The organism is Flavobacterium sp. HTF (assembly GCF_003105115.1).
GTDB lineage: Bacteria > Bacteroidota > Bacteroidia > Flavobacteriales > Flavobacteriaceae > Flavobacterium.
Window position 1 is genome coordinate 39,138 of the sequence record NZ_QETH01000022.1, and the last position, 19,208, is coordinate 58,345.

A 19,208-nucleotide genomic window follows, 5' to 3' on the forward strand; every position below is an offset into this window, starting at 1 on the left:
CGAACTTAAATCGCAATCTAAATCAATTTAGCGAGCTTTGCGGTTAAAAAAATTAAACAATTTGTTTTTCTAATTCAGAAATGATTACAACAGCTTTATTATAATCCTGCTGGATAGACGCGCTTGATGCCGGAGCATATCGGGCAAATTCACAGTTTTCTGTCAGTGTAATAAAACTTTGTACAGCTTCCGGATTTGCGTTTCTTGATAAAAGCAATTCCCTGATATTGTCTTTACTCATTTCGGAGGTTTCAATATGTAATTTTGCTTTTAGGAAATTGTGCATTGCTTTTTCCAGAGCGATATAAAACGGTTCTTTGTTATTAATTTGTTTTTTGGCTTCAGATAAATATTTCTTCGCCAATTTGTTATTCATTTTAATTCTGTTGCCTGTTACGTCACCGTCTATTGCTTCTTTTTTCTTTTTAGCCAAAATAATGATCGGCAGAATTATAAAAGGTGCAAACAACAAGGCATAATAAAGATCAGATCCGTAAAAATCGTTTTTGTCTATACTTACCAATGTTGTTTTTAACTTAACATATTTGAATTGTTCTGTTTTTGAAATTACATTTTTGGATGCGTTTGCTGTGGTATTAGCCTCAGCCTGCATTGGCCCGTCTAATACATCGATCATGATTTCCTGAGATGTAATCGTTTTATAAGAACCGGTATTCAGATCAAAATAAGAAAACTGCATTGGTTTAATAGCATATTTTCCTTTATACTGCGGAATGATCGTATATTTATCTGATATTCTTCCGGACATTCCTGCCAGTGAAGTGGTTACTTTTTCATCATGAACCGGATCGTACATTTCTAATGCATTTGGTACAACAGGTTTTGGTAAAGTAAATAATTTCATGTTTCCGGCACCGGTAGCACTTACCACAAGATCCAGGCTTTCACCATTTTTCAGAGTTGTTTTGGTTGGTGTTACAGTAAAAGTGAATTTACCAACAGCACCGCTAAAATCTTCCGGTTTGCCTGATTCAGGAAGTGGTCTTACATTGATTGTTTTAGCTCCTGCAGAAACAATTTTATTGTCATCAGAAAGAATCATCTGACCAAACATATCACGACGATTTGTTGGCAATTGAACACCAATGTCTAATGAAAGTGGTTCAATAGTAAGTTTTCCGGATTTCTGCGGATATAAAATAGTCTTTTTCAGAACTACAAAATAACATCTTTGACCCTGATAACTTCCTTCTTCAATCGTCAATTGTTTAATGTCAATATTTTGGTTCCAGAAATCATTGTATTTTGGTTTTGCCAATTCTTTAAAACCGGTAACACCAATATTATTGAAATATAATTTATAAACCACTGTAATAGGTTCATTCAGGTACGGATTGGTTTTAGAAATTTCCGCCACAAGATTCAGCGTTTCACTTCCGGATCCCTGAGGTCTGTCATTAGGGTCTCTTTCCTGCGCAACTGCATTTGTAACAACGATTTTTATAGGTGAGGTTTTATATACCTGCCCATTAAATTCAATCGAGGCCTGTTTGATGATAACCGTTCCTTTTTGAGCCGGTTGTAAGATATAAGAATATATTTTTTGAAAAGAGCTTCTTCCGTTTATCCAGGATTGACTTACCTGTTGGCTTGGTCCGGCAACAACTCTGAATCCGTCAAATGAAGGCTGGTCGAAATTGTCTCCATCAACATTCATGATAAAGTCAATTCGAAGCCTTTCATTTAGGCCAAGCGTGTTTTTGCTTACTTTGGCTTCAAATTGAACTTGAGCCAAAAGCCCTTGAAAAGTGAATAGTAATAAAATTAAATATCTTTTCATTAATTGTTTAATCGTTTTTTAAAGGGTTTAACTAAAAACTACCAGTCTTTTTCTGTTTTTCTAGGATTTCCTTTTACTTTTTGGGCGTTAACTTTATCCTGAACTTTCTTTTCCTCGTTATTTACGGCATCTAATAAATTCTGAACACGATCTTTTGGTATTCCTCCCGGCATAGGTTTTGGCTGTCCGTTATTGTCTGATTTATCATCTTTCTTCGGATCGTTTTTACCATCTTTTTTATCCTTGTCTTTATCGCCTTTGTCGTCTTTTTTATCTTTATCCTTGTCCTTGTCCTTGTTTTTATCTTTGTCCTTGTCCTTGTCTTTGTCTTTATTTTTATCCTTGTCCTTATCTTTATTTTTGTCTTTGTTTTTATCGTTTTTCGGAGGATTCTCTTTTAGTTTTTGTTTTGCGTAAGCATAATTGTAACGGGTTTCATCATCTGTGGGATCATTGCGTAACGCTTGCTTGTATGCTTCAACCGCCTGCGTATAATCTTTCTCTTTCATAAAGACATTTCCAAGATTGTGGAAAGCTTTGTGTTTGTCAGGTCTCGTTTTGGCATTTTTTATTGCTTTCGCGTAAGCCAGTTTGGCTTCTGAAGCCTGATTTTGCCTGTAAATTGTATTCCCTAAATTATAAGAAGCAATACCGCGTTTTGGAAATTTAGATTCTGAAATTCTGTAATTGGCCTCAGCATCAACAAATTTATTCTGCTTATATTCTTCATTGGCACTAGGCAATGTCTTGTCTTTCTCCTGGGCAGAAACCGCCAGAGAAACCGTTAGTAAAATATAAAGAAGTAAATTTTTCATTCTAATTTTTTTAATTTTTGTCCTTGAATTTTGGAACAATTATTTCTTTTCGTTAAATAAATTCAACTCTTTTATCCAGTTTGTTTTTCTTTCCAAAAGGAAAATATCCAAAAACAGTAGCAGAAATGCAAAACCAATAAACCACTGAAACTGTGATTGAAAATCGGCCATTTGTGTCGCTTCAAATTCTGTTTTCTGGATGTTGTTTAATGCATTTTTCACATACTCTAAAACTTCCTTTGTATTGCCGCCATATACATAACCGCCTTTGGTCGCTTTCGCAATAGTTTTTAATCCTTCCTGATTTAGTTTGGTAATTACTGTTTCGCCGTTTTGGTCTTTTTGGTAATTTTTTACAATACCATTTTCTTTTAACGGAATTGTTCCTCCTTTTTCAGTTCCAATCCCGATAGTAATGATTTTCATTCCAAGTTTATTGGCTTCTTCTGCAGCTGCAGAAGCGCCTTCAGAATGATCTTCCCCGTCAGAAATCAGGATTAATAATTTGCTGGTTTTACTTTTTTCATCAAAATAAGTAGAAGACAGCCTGATCGCTTCGTCAAGCGAAGTTCCCTGAGATGAAACCATATCCGGAGTCATACTTTGCAGAAACATTTTGGCAACGCTGTAATCTGTTGTGATTGGTAAAACAGGAAAAGCACTGCCTGCATAGGCTACAATTCCGATCCTGTCACTTCCCAACTGATTGATAATTTGCGATACAAGCTGTTTACTTTTTTCTAAACGACTTGGTGCCACGTCTTCGGCGAGCATACTTTTTGAAACGTCAACAGCAAAAACGATATCTATACCTTCACGTTTTACGGTTTCCATTTTAGTACCAATTTTCGGGTTTACTAACCCAATAATTAAGCAGGCAAGAGCAAGAAGGATTACCGATATTTTTAACACGGGTTTAAAAACAGAACGGTCAGGGCTCAGTCTTTTTACCATTTCGAGATCACCAAATTCACGTTGTTTTTTTCTTTTCCAATACATATTGAAAAGGAAAACACACACCAACATTGGGAGTAAGAATAAAAGGTATAAATATTTTTTTTCGTCTAATTCCATATAATTTTTAAAATTCCAATCCCATCATTGCGGGGATAAATTCCAACTTCCAACTTTTTGCTTTAATACTGAATTAAGTCCCAAATTTTAAATTCTAAATTTCAACTTGGAGTTTGGAATTTAAAATTTGGAATTTTTTAATTTTGAAAAAATTAAATAAAGCTTCTGTAAACGGTGTTTCTTAAACCCACTTCCAGCAATAATAAAAACGCTGCGAGTAAAACAAAACTTCTGTATTTTTCGTCGTAATCGTAGAATTTTAGCTCCTGGATTTCAGTTGTTTCTAATTTGTTAATCGAATTATATATCTGAGCCAGCCTGTCATTGCTGGTTGCTCTGAAATAAGTTCCATCGGTTTTGCGGGCAATGCTTTTCATTAATTGCTCGTCGATTTCTACTTTTTGCATTTTAAATAAAAATCCTCCGTTTGGCGCATATGCGTATGGCGATTCTGCCATTCCGTTACTTCCCAGACCAATTGTGTAGACTTTTATTCCGTATTGTTTTGCAATATCGGCAGCCGTTTCCGGTTCGATAAAACCGGCATTGTTGACACCATCAGTAAGTAATATAATTACACGGCTTTTTGCTTTACTATCTTTTAAACGATTTACCGCAGTTGCCAGTCCCATTCCAATTCCGGTTCCGTCCTGTAGTGTTGTATCGTATTTAATTCCTTTAATCGCTTCTAAAATAATTGCTTTGTCGCTTGTAACCGGTGTTTTGGTATAAGCTTCAGAAGCGTACAAAACCAATCCTATTCTGTCATTTGGTCTTTCTTCGACGAAATCGGCTGCTACTCTTTTTAAAGCTTCCATACGGTTTGGCTTTAAATCTTTTGCCAGCATACTTCCCGAAACGTCAATTGCCATAACAATATCAATTCCCTTTGTCGTTTTTGTCTGATTGCTGATATCAACAGTTCTTGGTCTTGCCAGTGCAATGATTAAAGAAGATAAAGCAATAACCCTAAAAACGTATAAGCATGGTTTTAGTTTTACAAGTAGTGATTCACTATTTTTAAAACCCTGCGTAGAACTCATTTTTAAGGTAGCCGACTGCTGGTTGCGTTTTAGTAAAAACCAAATGATTGCAATTGGAATTAACAGAAACAACCAGAAAAATTCCGGATTTAAAAAAGTTATTTTACTCATTAGTTACTTGCTTTTCTAAGTTCAACAGAATTTAAAACACGGGTTGTGATATCATTTGCATAAGTATCACCTTCTTCGTGCAGGACTATGATTTGTTGTAATCCCTGATCTTGTTTAAAAAGCAGAATTTCATAGTAAGCTTTTGTACTTGTTTTATTAACAGGGTTTAAAATTGTCATTGTTCCATAACCTTTTAGCCCCTGAACACCTTCATTCGTCTGAAAATCTTCTTGTTTTACAATTAAATTCTGACCACCCTGTGATTCAATAATTTTTAATGAACCTTCTAATGCTTTTGCCAAATCTATTTCGACAGGATTTTTGAATTTACTGGTAGAAACTGCGATATAAAAGTTATCAATCATACTTCCATAAGCAAAAAGCTGCATCTCCTTAATCAAAGCCATAGCTTCTTTTGGTAACGCTTTTTGAGTGTCCATACGTTTCAATACTTTTGGAGTTTCAATTAAAATACCAGGATTTCCGTATTCGCTTTTAACCCATTCCCCTTCTAATAATTCTTTTGTCGGATGACCGATAATATTGTCTTTAACGTAGCTGAAACCTTTAGTGATAACAAAAAAAGCTGTTGTTCCTAATAATAAAAGGAAAACAGTTCCAACCGCAATTGCAATACGTTTGTTTCGTTTTTTCAGCAATTGAAGTTTGATTTGTTTTTGTCTCTGGGCTTCATTTAGTAATTCGTCTTCTTCATTTGGAACTTCCGTTGGAATTGCGTTATCAAACGTTAAGATTACTTTCTGGATTTTGTTTCGGTCTTCGGTAATTTCGAAATCCAAAGGTTTAGATTTTGCAAATTTTACTAAATCCGCCTGACGCAAAACACGCTCTAAATTCTCCACAATTTCCGGAGTAAGCGCCATTTTCTTTTTGCTGGTAGCAGTTCTGATTGCCTGAATCAACTCAGAAGTAGTGCTTTCCATCGCTGGAATATGAATTGCTTCTTCAATATAATTTCTTGCAATATCAGTTAATTCACTGTAATATTCTTTTATTTCGCCTTTTTGCCAAAGTTCTTTTTTTTCCAGATTGTTTAGCAAACTTGTTGCTTTTTCAATAGGTGTTTTATAAACTTCTTCTTCGATTTTTTTCTTCTGGTTTTTTTTGACATACCAGTAAACAAAAACACCAATACCGACGATCAGTACTATTGCTAAAACATATTTCCACCAGTTACCAATACCGCTTTCAACAGTAGTGATGTCTTTAATGTCATACATTTTCTGCTGTAAAGTATCTACTTTTATATTGGCAACTTCAACTTTAAGGGAATCTGATAAAAAAGGTTTTTTATCGATTAAAATTTTGATGGATGGAATTGTATATCTTCCCGAATCAAATTGAGTTAATCCATATTTTTTGATTAGTTCATACGTGTCATTTTTCTTAACCGTATCAATAGGGTAAGATTGAATAACTTCCAATGATCCGATAGTTTTCGGATTAGGGAAAACTACTTTTGATTTTGAACTTACGACTGTTTTAAGCGTTAACTTAAACTCGGCCCCAATTTTATTTTTTGTGGTATCAATACTGGTTTCTACTTGTTTCTGCTGGGCAAAAACTATAGTAGAAAAGAGAAATAAAAATATATAAAGTTTAAATTTCATTTGATTAACGATTGTTGATTTTAGATTAACGATTTTTGATTTGTTAATCAAAATTGCCAGATTTTTATCGTGATTTGAAATAGCCTAATAGTTTGGTTACATAATTTTCGTCAACTCTGGTGTTGACAATTCCTGCTCCTGATTTACGAAATGTATCTTTAAAATAATTTAGTCTATCCTGATAATGTTTCTCATAATTCATTCGCACTGTTTTTGACCCCGTATCAACCAATTGTGTTTTTCCGGTTTCGGCATCAAGCATGGTTACCATTCCTAAATTTGGAATTTTTTCTTCGCGAATATCATACACACGTACACCCGTAAGGTCATGTTTCTTAGAAGCAATTTTAAGCGTTTGCTCATAATTCTCAGACATAAAATCGGAAATCATAAAAACAATAGCTTTCTTCTTTTGGGTTCCCGATAAAAACTTTAGAGCCTGGGCAATATCTGTTTTTTGGCTTTTTGGTTCAAACTCGATCAATTCGCGAATGATTCTCAAAACGTGGGAACGCCCTTTTTTTGGCGGAATGTATAACTCGACATTGTCAGAAAATAAGATCAGACCAATTTTGTCATTATTTTGTGTAGCCGAAAAAGCCATTGTTGCCGCAATTTCGGTCACAATGTCTTTTTTAAACTGATTTTTCGAACCAAAACTTTCAGAACCCGAAATGTCAACCATTAAAACCATGGTCAGCTCGCGTTCTTCTTCAAAAACTTTTACGTGAGCTTCATTGTAGCGAGCCGTTACATTCCAGTCAATGTTACGAATATCATCACCATATTGGTATTGGCGCACTTCGCTAAATGTCATACCCCGTCCTTTAAAAGAAGAATGATATTCTCCCGAAAAGATATGATTGCTGAGTCTTTTGGTTTTGATTTCTATTTTTCGTACTTTTTTTAAAAGCTCTTTTGTATCCATTTTATTTGTTTAAAGTTTAAAGTTTAAAAGTTTCAGGTTAGTCTTGCAACAACCTGAAACCTGAAACCTGAAACAAATTTTTAAGGTACTTCAATCTCGTTTACGATTTTGTTGATAATGTCTACAGAAGTAATGTTTTCGGCTTCAGCCTCATAGGTTATCCCAATTCTGTGTCGTAACACATCATGTACAACTGCGCGGACATCTTCTGGAATTACATATCCACGACGTTTGATGAAAGCGTAACATTTTGCAGCATTTGCCAAATTGATACTTCCACGCGGTGATGCTCCAAAACTGATAAGAGGTTTTAAGTCTGCAAGTTTGTATTTTTCCGGATAACGGGTAGCAAAGATGATATCTAAGATATATTTTTCAATTTTTTCGTCCATGTAAACTTCGCGGACAGCTTCCTGCGCACGCAAAATTTGTTCAACCGAAACAACCGGATTTACTTTTTCGTAACTTCCTTTCAGGTTTTGACGGATTACAAAACGTTCTTCATCAATTTTTGGATAATCGATAACTGTTTTTAGCATAAAACGATCGACCTGAGCTTCAGGTAGCTGGTATGTACCTTCCTGCTCAACAGGATTTTGAGTTGCCAGTACCAAAAACGGACGATCTAATTTGAATGTAGTGTCACCAATCGTAACCTGTTTTTCCTGCATCGCCTCCAAAAGGGCAGATTGTACTTTTGCAGGAGCACGGTTAATCTCATCGGCAAGTACGAAGTTGGCAAAAACAGGCCCTTTTTTTATTGAGAATTCATTTGCCTTGATGTTATAAATCATTGTTCCGATAACATCGGCAGGTAATAAGTCGGGCGTAAACTGAATACGGCTGAACGACCCCTGTACCGCCTGTGATAAAGTATTTATTGCTAAAGTTTTGGCCAGTCCCGGAACTCCTTCCAGTAAGATGTGTCCTTGTCCTAAAAGCCCGATTAATAAACGTTCGACCATGTGTTTCTGGCCCACAATAACTTTGTTCATTTCCATTGTAAGAAGGTCTATAAAAGCGCTTTCTCTCTCAATTTTTTCATTAATCGCTCTTATGTCTAAAGTCGTTGTATTTTCTTCCATATAAATATTTTTAAAACCTTTTTGAAACGTTGATTTTTAAGCCAAACTTTTGAGAGTGCAAATTGAATATTTTTTGAGAAGTAAGATGTTAAAGAATGGTTAAAACTTCGACCAATGGCCTAATTTTAAGGACGAATTGTGAATCTATTTTTATATTTTTAAGAACTTTGGTGATTATGTTTCAGAAAAGCATAATTTATACCAAAAATAACATAATACTACCATGAGCAAAACAGCATTATCGCCTATAATTTCGGGCACTATGAATTGGGGTGTCTGGGATAAAAATCTTACACCAAAAGAAATGGAACACACGATACAAGTCTGTATCGAAAATAAAATCACCACTTTTGATCACGCCGATATTTACGGATCTTATACCACTGAAGCCGATTTCGGAAAAGCATTTCATGCCAGTAAAATTGATCGCGAAAAATTACAGTTAATTACCAAATGCGGAATTCAGATGATTGCTGAAAAACGCCCTGAAAACAAAATTAAACATTACGAATATTCTAAAGAATATATTGTCTGGTCGGTTGAAGAATCATTAAAAAAATTAAAAACAGATTATGTTGATGTCTTTTTATTGCACAGGCCAAGCCCGTTGATGCAGGCAGACGAAATTGCGGAGGCGGTTGAGAAATTAAAATCGGAAGGGAAAATTATTGATTTTGGACTTTCTAATTTTACCAGTTCTCAAACCGAATTAATTCGAAGCAAAACAGAAGTAAGTTATAATCAGGTGCAATTTTCTGCAACACATTTTGAACCAATGATTGACGGAAGCCTGGATTATATGCAGACACACGGAATCAGACCGTTATCATGGAATCCGCTTGGGACAGTTTTTAGAGAAGATACCAAGAAAACACGACGTCTGAAAAAATTACTTTCTACTTTGGTCGAAAAATACCATTTTGGTTCCGATACACTTTTACTTTCATGGATTTTAAAACATCCGGCGAAAGTTATTCCTATTGCGGGAACAGTCAATATCGCCAGAATTCAGTCATTAATGAAAGCTGTAGAATTAGAAATGGATAAAGAAGACTGGTTTGCCATCTGGACAGAAAGTATGGGTGACGATGTTGCTTAAATAAAAATAGTAGCCACGGATTAAATGATTACTAGAAATTAAAAATCAGAATTATTTAATCTGTGACAAAAAAATAAAATAATAATAATGAAAAAAACAGTTTTAATAACCGGAGCTACAAGCGGAATCGGTAAAGCCACTGCTCAAATATTAGCCCAAAATAATTTTAAAGTTATTATTTGCGGAAGACGTTCTGATCGTCTTAATGAACTCAAAAAAGAACTTTCTGCCTTTACAGAAGTGCATACTTTGTGTTTTGATGTTCGTGATAAACATGATGTTTTTGAAGGTATTAATTCATTGCCTGAAGAATTTTCAAATATTGATGTTTTAATCAATAATGCAGGAAACGCACATGGTTTAGATCCGATTCAGACCGGAGATTTAGAAGATTGGGATGCCATGATTGATATTAATGTGAAAGGACTTTTGTATGTTTCTAAAGCGATAATTCCGAAGATGACAGCAAAAGAATCCGGGCATATTATTAATATCGGATCAACCGCTGCAAAAGAAGTTTATCCAAACGGGAATGTGTATTGTGGAACAAAACACGCTGTAGATGCGATTACGGCAGGAATGCGAATTGACTTAAATCCTTTCGGAATCAGAGTGGGTGCCATTCATCCCGGAATGGTGGCAACAGAATTTAGCGAAGTACGTTTTAAAGGTGATGCAGACAGAGCCTCAAATGTGTACAAAGGTTTCGATCCGTTGCAGGCAGAAGATATTGCAGATATTATTCATTTTGTAGTGACAAGGCCTTACCATGTAAATATAGCCGATTTGGTTGTCATGAGTACGGCGCAGGCATCGTCGACAATTGTAAAGAAAAATATTTAAAATAAAAAAGGCGCACACTAGTGCGTCTTTTTTTATTTTTAAGGTTTAATAGATTAAATTAGTGTAAATTAGTGTAATTCGTGGCAAATAAACTCGTAGTATGATCAACAAACGCCTTTTAATAAAAAACCTGCTTGCCCATAACGACGAGAGCAGTTTTTATGATAAAAAAAGACAGTTGAATCTGCATACCCGCGAAGGAAAAGGAAAATTTCTGAAACACATCTGCGCATTGTCAAACTCAAATCCAACCAATAATTCGTATATCGTTGTTGGGGTAGAAGACCAGGATAACGAAATTGTGGGCGATGATTTCTTTGATGACAGCCGGATTCAGAACCTGGTAAATGCTTTTTTAGAAAATCCGCCAAAAATCCAGTATGAAAATGTTCCGTTTCCGAATCTTCCAAAAGACAAAGTAATCGGACTCGTTACTATAAAACCCAAAAATAAAGTCTCTTATTTTAAAAAAGGAATTCATACCATTCTCGCCAATAGTGTTTTTGTGAGACGCGGCAGTAATTCTATTCCCGTAGAAGGTGAATTTGAAAAGAATTATCAGAATACGGAAACCGTTATCGGAATTGAAAACAGTTCCCGAAACAGTATTCAGTATACACTCGACGGCGTTATTGATTTTATGAATTTCCGGCACAAAGACATGTCGCCAAAATACCATGTTTTTAAAGAGTTATTTGTGATTTGCTGGGCTGGAGTTCCTAAAAAATCAAGAGATAAAACGTTCTTATCCCGTGTTGATATTGAATTAATCAATGAGCAGATTAAACTTTTTTATTCGGCTCAGGATGTAGTTACAATTGTATACGATGACGATAGTTTTATAATAACAGAATATGTTCCGCTGGGACTCAATGATAAAACAAGTTATTATCCTCTGGAAGAGCAGACCATTCGGTTTTTTGATAACGGTTATTATAAAATTGACCGTAAAATCCTTTTTCAGCCACCTGAATTTAATAAAAGGATGTTATTTCATATCTACAATTCAAATATAGCATTACTTCAGAAACTCCAAAAAGGGTTTGCACTTTCTGAACGTGAAATGACAGACTTAGAAAACCTTCCTTCTACTTTTATGATTTGTTATCTGAACGGATTTGATGATGCCAAACAAAAATTAATAGATTCTAAATTGCTTTTAAAACCTTTCGGGCAGGTATATTTATCGTTTAAGGAAGCGTTGCGTATTTTGAGAAAAATGAAATATGATGTACCGTAGACGCGCACTGCCGTGCTAAAGGTTAAACCGGAATTATTGATACAATAAATAGCTGCTGATTTTCTCGTAAGGGAACAGAATTTCTTTCGGACCGTCAGCGTACGAAGCAGCTTCGTATGCGTTATAATACAAAAGCAGTCCTTCATCGGTATAAAAAATATTCTGCGGCAATTGAAATTTATCATTTTCAAACATTAACCCGGTTGCATTTATGTTTTCTTTTTCGGGAATTTCATATTTAATTCTGAATTCTTTTTCGACGAAAGCCTTGAATTCTTTTGGATTTTTGAAAATCTGGTCGTTAAAAATTACTTTTCCTGTCTTCGGATCGAATAATAGCGAACGAAAACCCTGATAACCGTGAGCCCCTCCGGTAAAAGTATAATGGTCAATTTTTATATTTAAAATCTGATCGGATTGAAATTCTATATTTCCAATAATTTTGGCTTCCCAGCCAAAAGTTTCACTCGGAAATTTTTTATGCATTTCTTCATAAGAATCAATAAATGATGATGCCAATAGATCGTAATCAATAGATTTCAATGGTTTTTCTCCAAAATAAACAATATCTTTTATCACAGAAAAGATTTTTTTATTGATGCTGTCAGATGTAATCCCTTTTTGTTTTGCTATCGGGATATCAATAGAAATTTCCGGGCAATCTTTATTACAGCCTAAAGAGGTTTTTTTGTCAAATGTTTCATTTTCAAATGAAAGCTCTTTATTACAGCTTATACATGTCAAAAATAAAGAGACTAAAAATATATGTGGTTTCATGACTGAAAGTGTTAATTATATTAAAAGATGAGGTATAAAGGCAGGAAAAATAAATTAAACGGTAAATTTGTAATCTAAAATTACGATTTTTAAAATATAAACAATATGAAATTCGATACAAAAGTAATACATGGCGGTCAGCATCATGATCCAACTACAGGGGCGGTTATGCCTCCGGTATATCAAACTTCTACATATATTCAGACAAGTCCGGGGAAGCCTTTGGGTGATTATGAATATAGCCGTGCTTCAAATCCTACGCGTACAGCGTTAGAAAATGCTTTAGCAAGTATTGAAAATGGTACCCGCGGATTAGCTTTTTCATCTGGTCTGGCAGCAACAGATTGTATCCTGAGATCTTTTAAAGCAGGAGACGAAGTAATTGCAATGGACGATTTATACGGCGGAACATACAGAATGTTTTCAAGAGTTTATAAAGATTCAGGAATTAAATTTCATTTTGTTGATATGACAGATATCGCTAAACTGAAATCATTAATTAATGAAAATACAAAATTAATCTGGGTTGAAACTCCAACAAACCCATTAATGAAACTGGCCGATATACAGGAAATTGCAAAAATTACCAAAGAGAAAAAAATCTGGTTTGCTGTAGATAATACTTTTGCTACACCTTATCTACAAAAACCTTTGGATCTGGGTGCAGACATTGTAATGCATTCTGCTACAAAATATTTAGGAGGGCATTCTGATGTTATTGCAGGAGCTTTGATCGTAAAAGACGAGGCTTTGGGAGAACAATTACATTTTCAGCAGTTTGCAACCGGTGCAACACTTGGACCAATGGATAGTTTTTTGGTTTTGAGAGGAATTAAAACGCTTTCTTTAAGAGTTCAGAGACATTGTGAAAACGGAGAAAAAATTGTGGAGTATTTAAGTAACCACCCTAAAATAAAAACAATTTATTATCCTGGATTGCCAAATCATCCTTTTCATGAAATTGCAAAAAAACAAATGAAAGCTTTTGGAGGAATGGTGTCTTTCACTTTTACTTCAGGTAAAAAGGAAGACGCAATTGCTTTTTTAGAAAAGCTAAAAGTTTTTACTTTGGCAGAATCATTAGGAGGAGTAGAGTCTCTGGCGAATCATCCTGCTTTAATGACGCACGCGTCTATTCCGGCAGATAAAAGAGCCGAAGTGGGTATCACAGATGACTTAGTTCGCTTAAGTGTTGGTATTGAAGATGCAGAAGATTTAATAGCCGATTTAGAACAGGCACTGGCATAAAAAAATAAAACCCCAATTCGAAAGAATTGGGGTTTTTAATTATATGTAAACTATAAATCTAGAATTCAAGGTAAAATATGTAACCAACGTTTAATAAAACTTGTGAATCATTTGATTTATTTTCTTTATAAATATCTTTATTGATATTAATACCATCAATCCAGTCAGAAGCAAATCCCTGATAACGGACATCAAGCATTAAATCACTCATTTTTGTTAATTTATAATGTACTCCTACACCAGTTACGACTGATAAAACCAAACCATGTTCTGTAGAAAATCCGTATCTATGTCCGTCAGAAGGGGTTAAGTACTTAAAGTAGGTATGGTCAGAAATTCCTAAAGGCCCCAAAGAGGATCCCACTTTTGTTGAATAATAACTTGCCTGAAATCCTAAACTTAAATAAGGACTAAAACTGCCTACACTGTTTTCGAAGTCATGTATTTTTATGAATGAAAATTCTAACTGCGATCCAACGTTTACTAAAGTTGTACTCCCTTTCATTCCCAAAAGTTGAAGTGTAGATAACTTAGGGGGATTTCTGTCGACGTACATTCCGTAATGCTTAAATTCCGTTTTATTAAATGATAATTCAGATCTTACTTTAAAATGTTCAGAAAAAAAACGGTCGCGGTTGTTATTTGCAGAAAAGTTAATAAAGTGAACAACTCCGGCACCAAATCCTTTGTTTCCAATATTGGTTTCGAAATCGTGTCTTTCGCCGTAATCAGATTGAAAAACAGACGGGCCGAATATTATTCCTACTTCGTGTGCAATAGATTGGGCACTTGTAGTTGTTGAGATTCCGAACAAGGCGAATAATGTGAGTACTATAGGTTTAAACATGAGTTTGGGCTTTCAAATCTTGGCAAATATATAAAAAACATATACGATTCAAAATTTAAAATTAACGTATTAGAAAATAAGTATCAAAATACTTAATTTGTTAACTTTAATTCGGTTGTTTAGATGTAATTTCAGAAGTGTAAAATACTATTTTTCCGATTGTTTGAAAAATATACAAATCGGTCAGGAAAACGAAAAAAAATAACATTCCGATATCATTTTAGCATATCTTTGTGTGTCAAAACGAAAACGTTTTCTTAAACGTATTTTCTGAGTTTATAAGAGTGAAAATAAAATAATTTACTAGAATAATTTATTTAAAAAATGGAACAAAAAATAAATGAATTTATGGCTCTTGTTGAGTCAAAAAATCCAAACGAGCCAGAATTTCTTCAAGCCGTTAGAGAATTTGCAGAAACGGTGATTCCATTTATTGCCGAGAGAAAAAAGTATGATGGAAAAAACTTACTTCTTAGAATTGCTGAGCCGGAACGTTCAATAATTTTCAGAGTTCCATGGGTAGATGATAAAGGAGAAATAATTGTAAACAGAGGTTTTAGAATTCAAATGAACTCTGCAATAGGCCCTTACAAAGGCGGAATCAGGTTTCACCATACAGTAAATTTATCTGTATTGAAATTTTTAGCTTTTGAACAGGTTTTTAAAAATAGTTTGACAACACTTCCTATGGGAGGTGGAAAAGGAGGTTCTGATTTTGATCCTGAAGGGAAATCTGATGCTGAAATTATGCGTTTCTGCCAGTCATTCATGACCGAATTATGCCGCCATATCGGACCAGACTTAGACGTACCTGCCGGAGATATCGGTGTTGGTGCCAGAGAAATTGGTTATTTATTTGGTCAGTACAAAAGAATCAGAAATGAATTTACAGGAGTTTTAACCGGTAAAGGTTTGGCTTACGGAGGTTCATTAATACGTCCTGAAGCTACAGGATACGGAGTTGTATATTTTACAGATCAAATGTTGCGTACAATCGGACATGATATTAAAGGTAAAAGAGTTGCCATTTCCGGATTTGGAAACGTTGCCTGGGGTGTTGCTTTAAAAATCAACGAACTTGGCGGTAAAGTAGTTACTATTTCTGGACCTGACGGATATATTTATGACGAAGAAGGAATTTCTGGTGAGAAAATCGATTATATGGTCGAAATGAGAGCTACCGGAGATAACAGAGCAGAAAGATATTTAGAGAAATATCCAAATGCTGTTTTTCATAAAGGAAAAAGCCCTTGGGAAGTAAAAGTTGATATTGCTATACCATGTGCTACTCAAAATGAATTAAACGGAGAAGATGCTAAAAAACTAATTGATAATGGTGTATTGTGTGTAACTGAAGCTGCAAATATGCCTTCTACATTAGATGCAATTAAACTTTTCTTAGATAATAAAGTATTATTTGCTCCCGGAAAAGCGGCCAATGCCGGAGGGGTTGCAGCATCCGGATTAGAAATGACCCAAAACTCAATCCGTCTTAACTGGACAAGTGAAGAAGTAGACTTGAGATTAAAGGATATCATGGTTGGAATTCACAACCAATGTAAAAAATACGGTGCAGATGAAGATGGATATGTAAACTACGTTAAAGGTGCAAACATCGCCGGATTCGTTAAAGTTGCAGACGCCATGCTCGCTCAGGGTGTAGTGTAATTTTTGCAAAAAAATAAAGAAAGCCTTCATTCATCCCGAATAGAAGGCTTTTTTATTTTATGCAATGAAGGAAAGAAGAGAATTTTATCCAATTATTTATTTAAGAGAACAAAATTCAAATACTGGCGTTTGTAGTATATTTGTCTATCTGAACATATTTATAATGAAGAAAGGATTTTTCTATATTTTGTTTTTATTGCTCGCGCAATTGAGTTTTGCTCAGAATGCACTGTCCTGGCAGGGATATTTTTCTTTTAATGAAATAAAAGATATTTCAGAAAGCTCAACAACCGTTTTTGCCGCTTCAGAAAACGCATTGTTTTCTAAAAATACAGCTACCAATATCTTAAAAACAACTACCACTATTGATGGTCTTTCGGGGCAAACCATTTCTGCACTTTATTATAGCGAAAAATCTAAAAAAACCTTAGTTGGGTATGAGAACGGTTTATTAATAATTATTAATGAAAGCGATGGAAGTATTGTAAAAAAAGTAGATATCATTAACAAACAGTTAGCGCCAAATCTCAAGAAAATCAATCATTTTATGGAGTATAACGATTTAGTTTATGTCTCTTGTGATTTTGGAATCGTGCAGTTTAATTTAAAAACAGCACAATTTGGCGATACTTATTTTATAGGTGATAACGGAGCAGAAATAAGTATAAAACAAACCGCTTTTTTTAACGGATTTATTTACGCTGCAACTTCAGGCGGAATCAGAAAAGCAGATATTGCCAATGCCAATTTAGTTGACTTCAGTCAATGGAGTTTGGTAAATTCGGGCGACTGGTCAAGTGTTGAAACATTAGGTGCAGAATTAATAGCTATAAATTCCTCCGGTTATATTCATCGGTATAATTCAAATGTATTTATTGGTCTTATACAGCTTCCGCAGCCTTCAACAGACATGCGCGCAAGAAATAACAATTTGATTGTGACCACGCCAAATACCATTTTTATCTATAATAATCAGATGATTCTAAACCGTCAGATTAGTAATACTCAGGTTTTGGATGATAAACTGAGTTTTACAGCTGCAACTGCGATTGGTGATTTGATTTTTATCGGAACAAAGGAAAACGGAATGTTTTCTTCAGGTCTTGCATCAGTTTCAACGTTTGAGAACAGTACGCCGGCCGGACCTTTAAGAAATAGTGTTTTTGCACTTCAGGCTACCACAAATTCACTTTGGACTGTTTTTGGAGACTATTCAGGAGTTTATAATCCATACCCGAAAGACAATTACGGAATAAGTAAATTTAGTCAGTCACAATGGACAAATATTCCTTACGAAGAAGTTTTGGGCGCAAAATCATTAGTCCGTATTGCTGTAGATCCTAATAATCAAAATAAAGTGTATATAGGTTCTTACGATGCGGGGTTACTAAAAGTAGAAAATGACGTTCCAACTTTGCTTTATGGTACAGAAAATAGTCCATTAGATGCAGTTCCGAATACAAACGATGTTTGGGTAAACGGAACCGTATTTGATAATGCCGGAAATTTATGGATGAATAATAGTTTGGTGGATAACGCTTTAAAAGTGCTTAAGCCAAATGGAGACTGGCAGGTTTATCCCACAAAGTCAATAATAATGAATATACCAAGCTGTCCTTTCGGAAGAATGTCTATTGATAAGAATGGAACAAAATGGATGGCAACTTTTAATAATGGAATAGTTGGGTTTAATGAAAAGGGAAATGTGTTAAAGAAAATCACAATGGGTGCAGATGCGGGTAACCTTCCTTCTGTAGATGCGCGTGTGGCAACGCCTGACAATAACAATCAGCTTTGGATTGGGACCACAAAAGGCTTAAGGGTTTTGTCAAATGTCAATAGTTTTCAGACCGATAGCCAACCGACAACAAAATCAATTATTATTGTTGAAGACGGTCTGGCCCAGGAATTAATGTATGAACAATTTATTACAGATATTGTCGTAGACGGAGCCAATAACAAATGGATTGCAACTGCAGATTCAGGAGTGTTTTTAGTATCTCCCGATGGACAGCAAACCAAATATCATTTTACCATAAACAATTCACCATTGCCAAGTAATACTATAAATGACATTGACATTAATAGTGCAACAGGAGAAGTTTTTATTGCGACAGACAAAGGATTGATTTCATTCAAAGGAGCCTCTACTGCTGCAAATGATGATCTGAATAATGTATATGTGTATCCAAATCCGCTACGTCCTAATTATGGAGGAACTGTAAAAGTGGCCGGTTTAATAGATAAGGCAAACATAAAAATTACAGATATAGAAGGAAATCTTGTTTATGAAACGACTTCGCAGGGCGGAACAATAGAATGGGATACAACAGCTTTTGGGAAATACAAAGTAGCATCGGGAGTTTATATGATTTTTATTTCTGCTCAGGATGGAGGCGAAACAAAAGTTAAGAAAGTAATGATTGTCAGGTAATACAATGCTTATCCGTTCAACTATGAATAATAAAAATTGTTTTGACTTTTTAAGGTTCTTTTTTGCTGCAAATGTTTTATTGTCGCACATTAGTGAACTTTCAGAGAATAAAAGCCTTTATTTCTTGTCTTATTTTGCCAATGCAATTATCGGTATTAAAGGGTTTTTTGTCATTAGTGGTTTTCTTGTGGCAAAAAGTTATGTCAATACTCCTTCCTTAAAAACGTATTTTATTAAAAGAGCCAAAAGAATTTTACCAGCCTATATAGTTCTTATTTTGTTGTCGGTTGTCGTTTTTGCTTATTTTAGTACTTATAGCTTTTCAGAATATTTTTCAGCCCCTGATGTGTATCAATATTTAGGATGGAATCTAATTTTTATGAATTTTATGCAGCCCTGCCTGCCGGGTCTGTTTGAGAACAACCTGATTTGCGCTGTAAACGGAGCACTGTGGACTTTAAAAATTGAAGAAGGTTTTTATCTTGTTTTACCGCTTATATTTTATCTGATCAGAAAAACAAAAAAAGTATATATAGTACTTATTAGTCTTTATATTTTGTCATT

General features: G+C 34.7%; 16 protein-coding genes. 7 read left to right on the forward strand and 9 right to left on the reverse strand.

The window, feature by feature from the left end; all coding sequences use genetic code 11:
- Nucleotides 1–52: 52 nt before the first annotated feature.
- The 7 genes from DCO46_RS09175 to DCO46_RS09205 all read right to left on the reverse strand — a co-directional run bounded on the left by DCO46_RS09175 (nt 53) and on the right by DCO46_RS09205 (nt 8,488).
- Nucleotides 53–1,801, reverse strand: a complete 1,749-nt coding sequence (locus DCO46_RS09175) for a BatD family protein (protein WP_116752257.1) — start codon at nt 1,799–1,801, stop codon at nt 53–55.
- A 38-nt stretch (nt 1,802–1,839) separates the two neighbouring features.
- Complete coding sequence (locus tag DCO46_RS09180; protein ID WP_116752273.1) at nt 1,840–2,616, reverse strand: tetratricopeptide repeat protein; 777 nt, start codon at nt 2,614–2,616, stop codon at nt 1,840–1,842.
- A gap of 39 nt (nt 2,617–2,655) precedes the next feature.
- Nucleotides 2,656–3,690 carry a vWA domain-containing protein gene (locus DCO46_RS09185; RefSeq protein ID WP_116752258.1) on the reverse strand — a complete coding sequence of 345 codons (1,035 nt, stop codon included), beginning with the start codon at nt 3,688–3,690 and terminating at the stop codon, nt 2,656–2,658.
- Nucleotides 3,691–3,842: 152 nt separating this feature from the next.
- Nucleotides 3,843–4,844 (reverse strand): vWA domain-containing protein, encoded by a 1,002-nt coding sequence (locus tag DCO46_RS09190; RefSeq protein ID WP_116752259.1) that lies wholly within the window; start codon nt 4,842–4,844, stop codon nt 3,843–3,845.
- Nucleotides 4,844–6,475, reverse strand: a complete 1,632-nt coding sequence (locus DCO46_RS09195; RefSeq protein WP_116752260.1) for a hypothetical protein — start codon at nt 6,473–6,475, stop codon at nt 4,844–4,846. Before DCO46_RS09195 ends, DCO46_RS09190 begins: the two co-directional genes overlap by 1 nt.
- 64 nt (nt 6,476–6,539) lie before the next feature.
- Nucleotides 6,540–7,403 carry a DUF58 domain-containing protein gene (locus DCO46_RS09200; RefSeq protein WP_116752261.1) on the reverse strand — a complete coding sequence of 288 codons (864 nt, stop codon included), beginning with the start codon at nt 7,401–7,403 and terminating at the stop codon, nt 6,540–6,542.
- Nucleotides 7,404–7,483: 80 nt separating this feature from the next.
- Complete coding sequence (locus DCO46_RS09205; RefSeq protein WP_115887541.1) at nt 7,484–8,488, reverse strand: AAA family ATPase; 1,005 nt, start codon at nt 8,486–8,488, stop codon at nt 7,484–7,486.
- A 223-nt stretch (nt 8,489–8,711) separates the two neighbouring features.
- On the opposite strand from DCO46_RS09205, the gene DCO46_RS09210 reads away from it, so the two are divergent.
- The 3 genes from DCO46_RS09210 (at nt 8,712) to DCO46_RS09220 (ending at nt 11,670) form a co-directional block, all read left to right on the forward strand.
- Nucleotides 8,712–9,587: an aldo/keto reductase family oxidoreductase gene (locus DCO46_RS09210; protein WP_116752262.1), complete on the forward strand. Its 876-nt coding sequence runs from the start codon at nt 8,712–8,714 to the stop codon at nt 9,585–9,587.
- Between the two features lie 87 nt (nt 9,588–9,674).
- Nucleotides 9,675–10,430: an SDR family NAD(P)-dependent oxidoreductase gene (locus tag DCO46_RS09215; RefSeq protein WP_116752263.1), complete on the forward strand. Its 756-nt coding sequence runs from the start codon at nt 9,675–9,677 to the stop codon at nt 10,428–10,430.
- 100 nt (nt 10,431–10,530) lie between these two features.
- On the forward strand, nt 10,531–11,670 hold the full coding sequence (locus DCO46_RS09220; protein ID WP_116752264.1) for an ATP-binding protein: 1,140 nt from the start codon (nt 10,531–10,533) through the stop codon (nt 11,668–11,670).
- A gap of 33 nt (nt 11,671–11,703) precedes the next feature.
- On the opposite strand, the gene DCO46_RS09225 is transcribed toward DCO46_RS09220, so the two are convergent.
- Nucleotides 11,704–12,447, reverse strand: coding sequence for a DUF3298 and DUF4163 domain-containing protein (locus DCO46_RS09225; RefSeq protein WP_116752265.1), 744 nt, complete (start codon nt 12,445–12,447; stop codon nt 11,704–11,706).
- A gap of 105 nt (nt 12,448–12,552) precedes the next feature.
- Between DCO46_RS09225 and DCO46_RS09230 the strand changes: the two genes are divergently transcribed.
- Nucleotides 12,553–13,695 (forward strand): cystathionine gamma-synthase, encoded by a 1,143-nt coding sequence (locus DCO46_RS09230; RefSeq protein ID WP_116752266.1) that lies wholly within the window; start codon nt 12,553–12,555, stop codon nt 13,693–13,695.
- Nucleotides 13,696–13,753: 58 nt separating this feature from the next.
- Here the strand turns inward: DCO46_RS09230 and DCO46_RS09235 are convergent, their stop codons facing one another.
- Complete coding sequence (locus tag DCO46_RS09235; protein WP_116752267.1) at nt 13,754–14,542, reverse strand: THC0290_0291 family protein; 789 nt, start codon at nt 14,540–14,542, stop codon at nt 13,754–13,756.
- 324 nt (nt 14,543–14,866) lie between these two features.
- Between DCO46_RS09235 and gdhA the strand changes: the two genes are divergently transcribed.
- The 3 genes from gdhA to DCO46_RS09250 form a co-directional block, all read left to right on the forward strand.
- Nucleotides 14,867–16,210 (forward strand): NADP-specific glutamate dehydrogenase, encoded by a 1,344-nt coding sequence (gene gdhA, locus DCO46_RS09240; protein ID WP_116752268.1) that lies wholly within the window; start codon nt 14,867–14,869, stop codon nt 16,208–16,210.
- 163 nt (nt 16,211–16,373) lie between these two features.
- Nucleotides 16,374–18,644, forward strand: coding sequence for a T9SS type A sorting domain-containing protein (locus tag DCO46_RS09245; protein ID WP_116752269.1), 2,271 nt, complete (start codon nt 16,374–16,376; stop codon nt 18,642–18,644).
- 22 nt (nt 18,645–18,666) lie between these two features.
- The coding region (locus DCO46_RS09250) for an acyltransferase family protein (protein ID WP_165828892.1) at nt 18,667–19,208 on the forward strand (542 nt) is incomplete at its 3' end.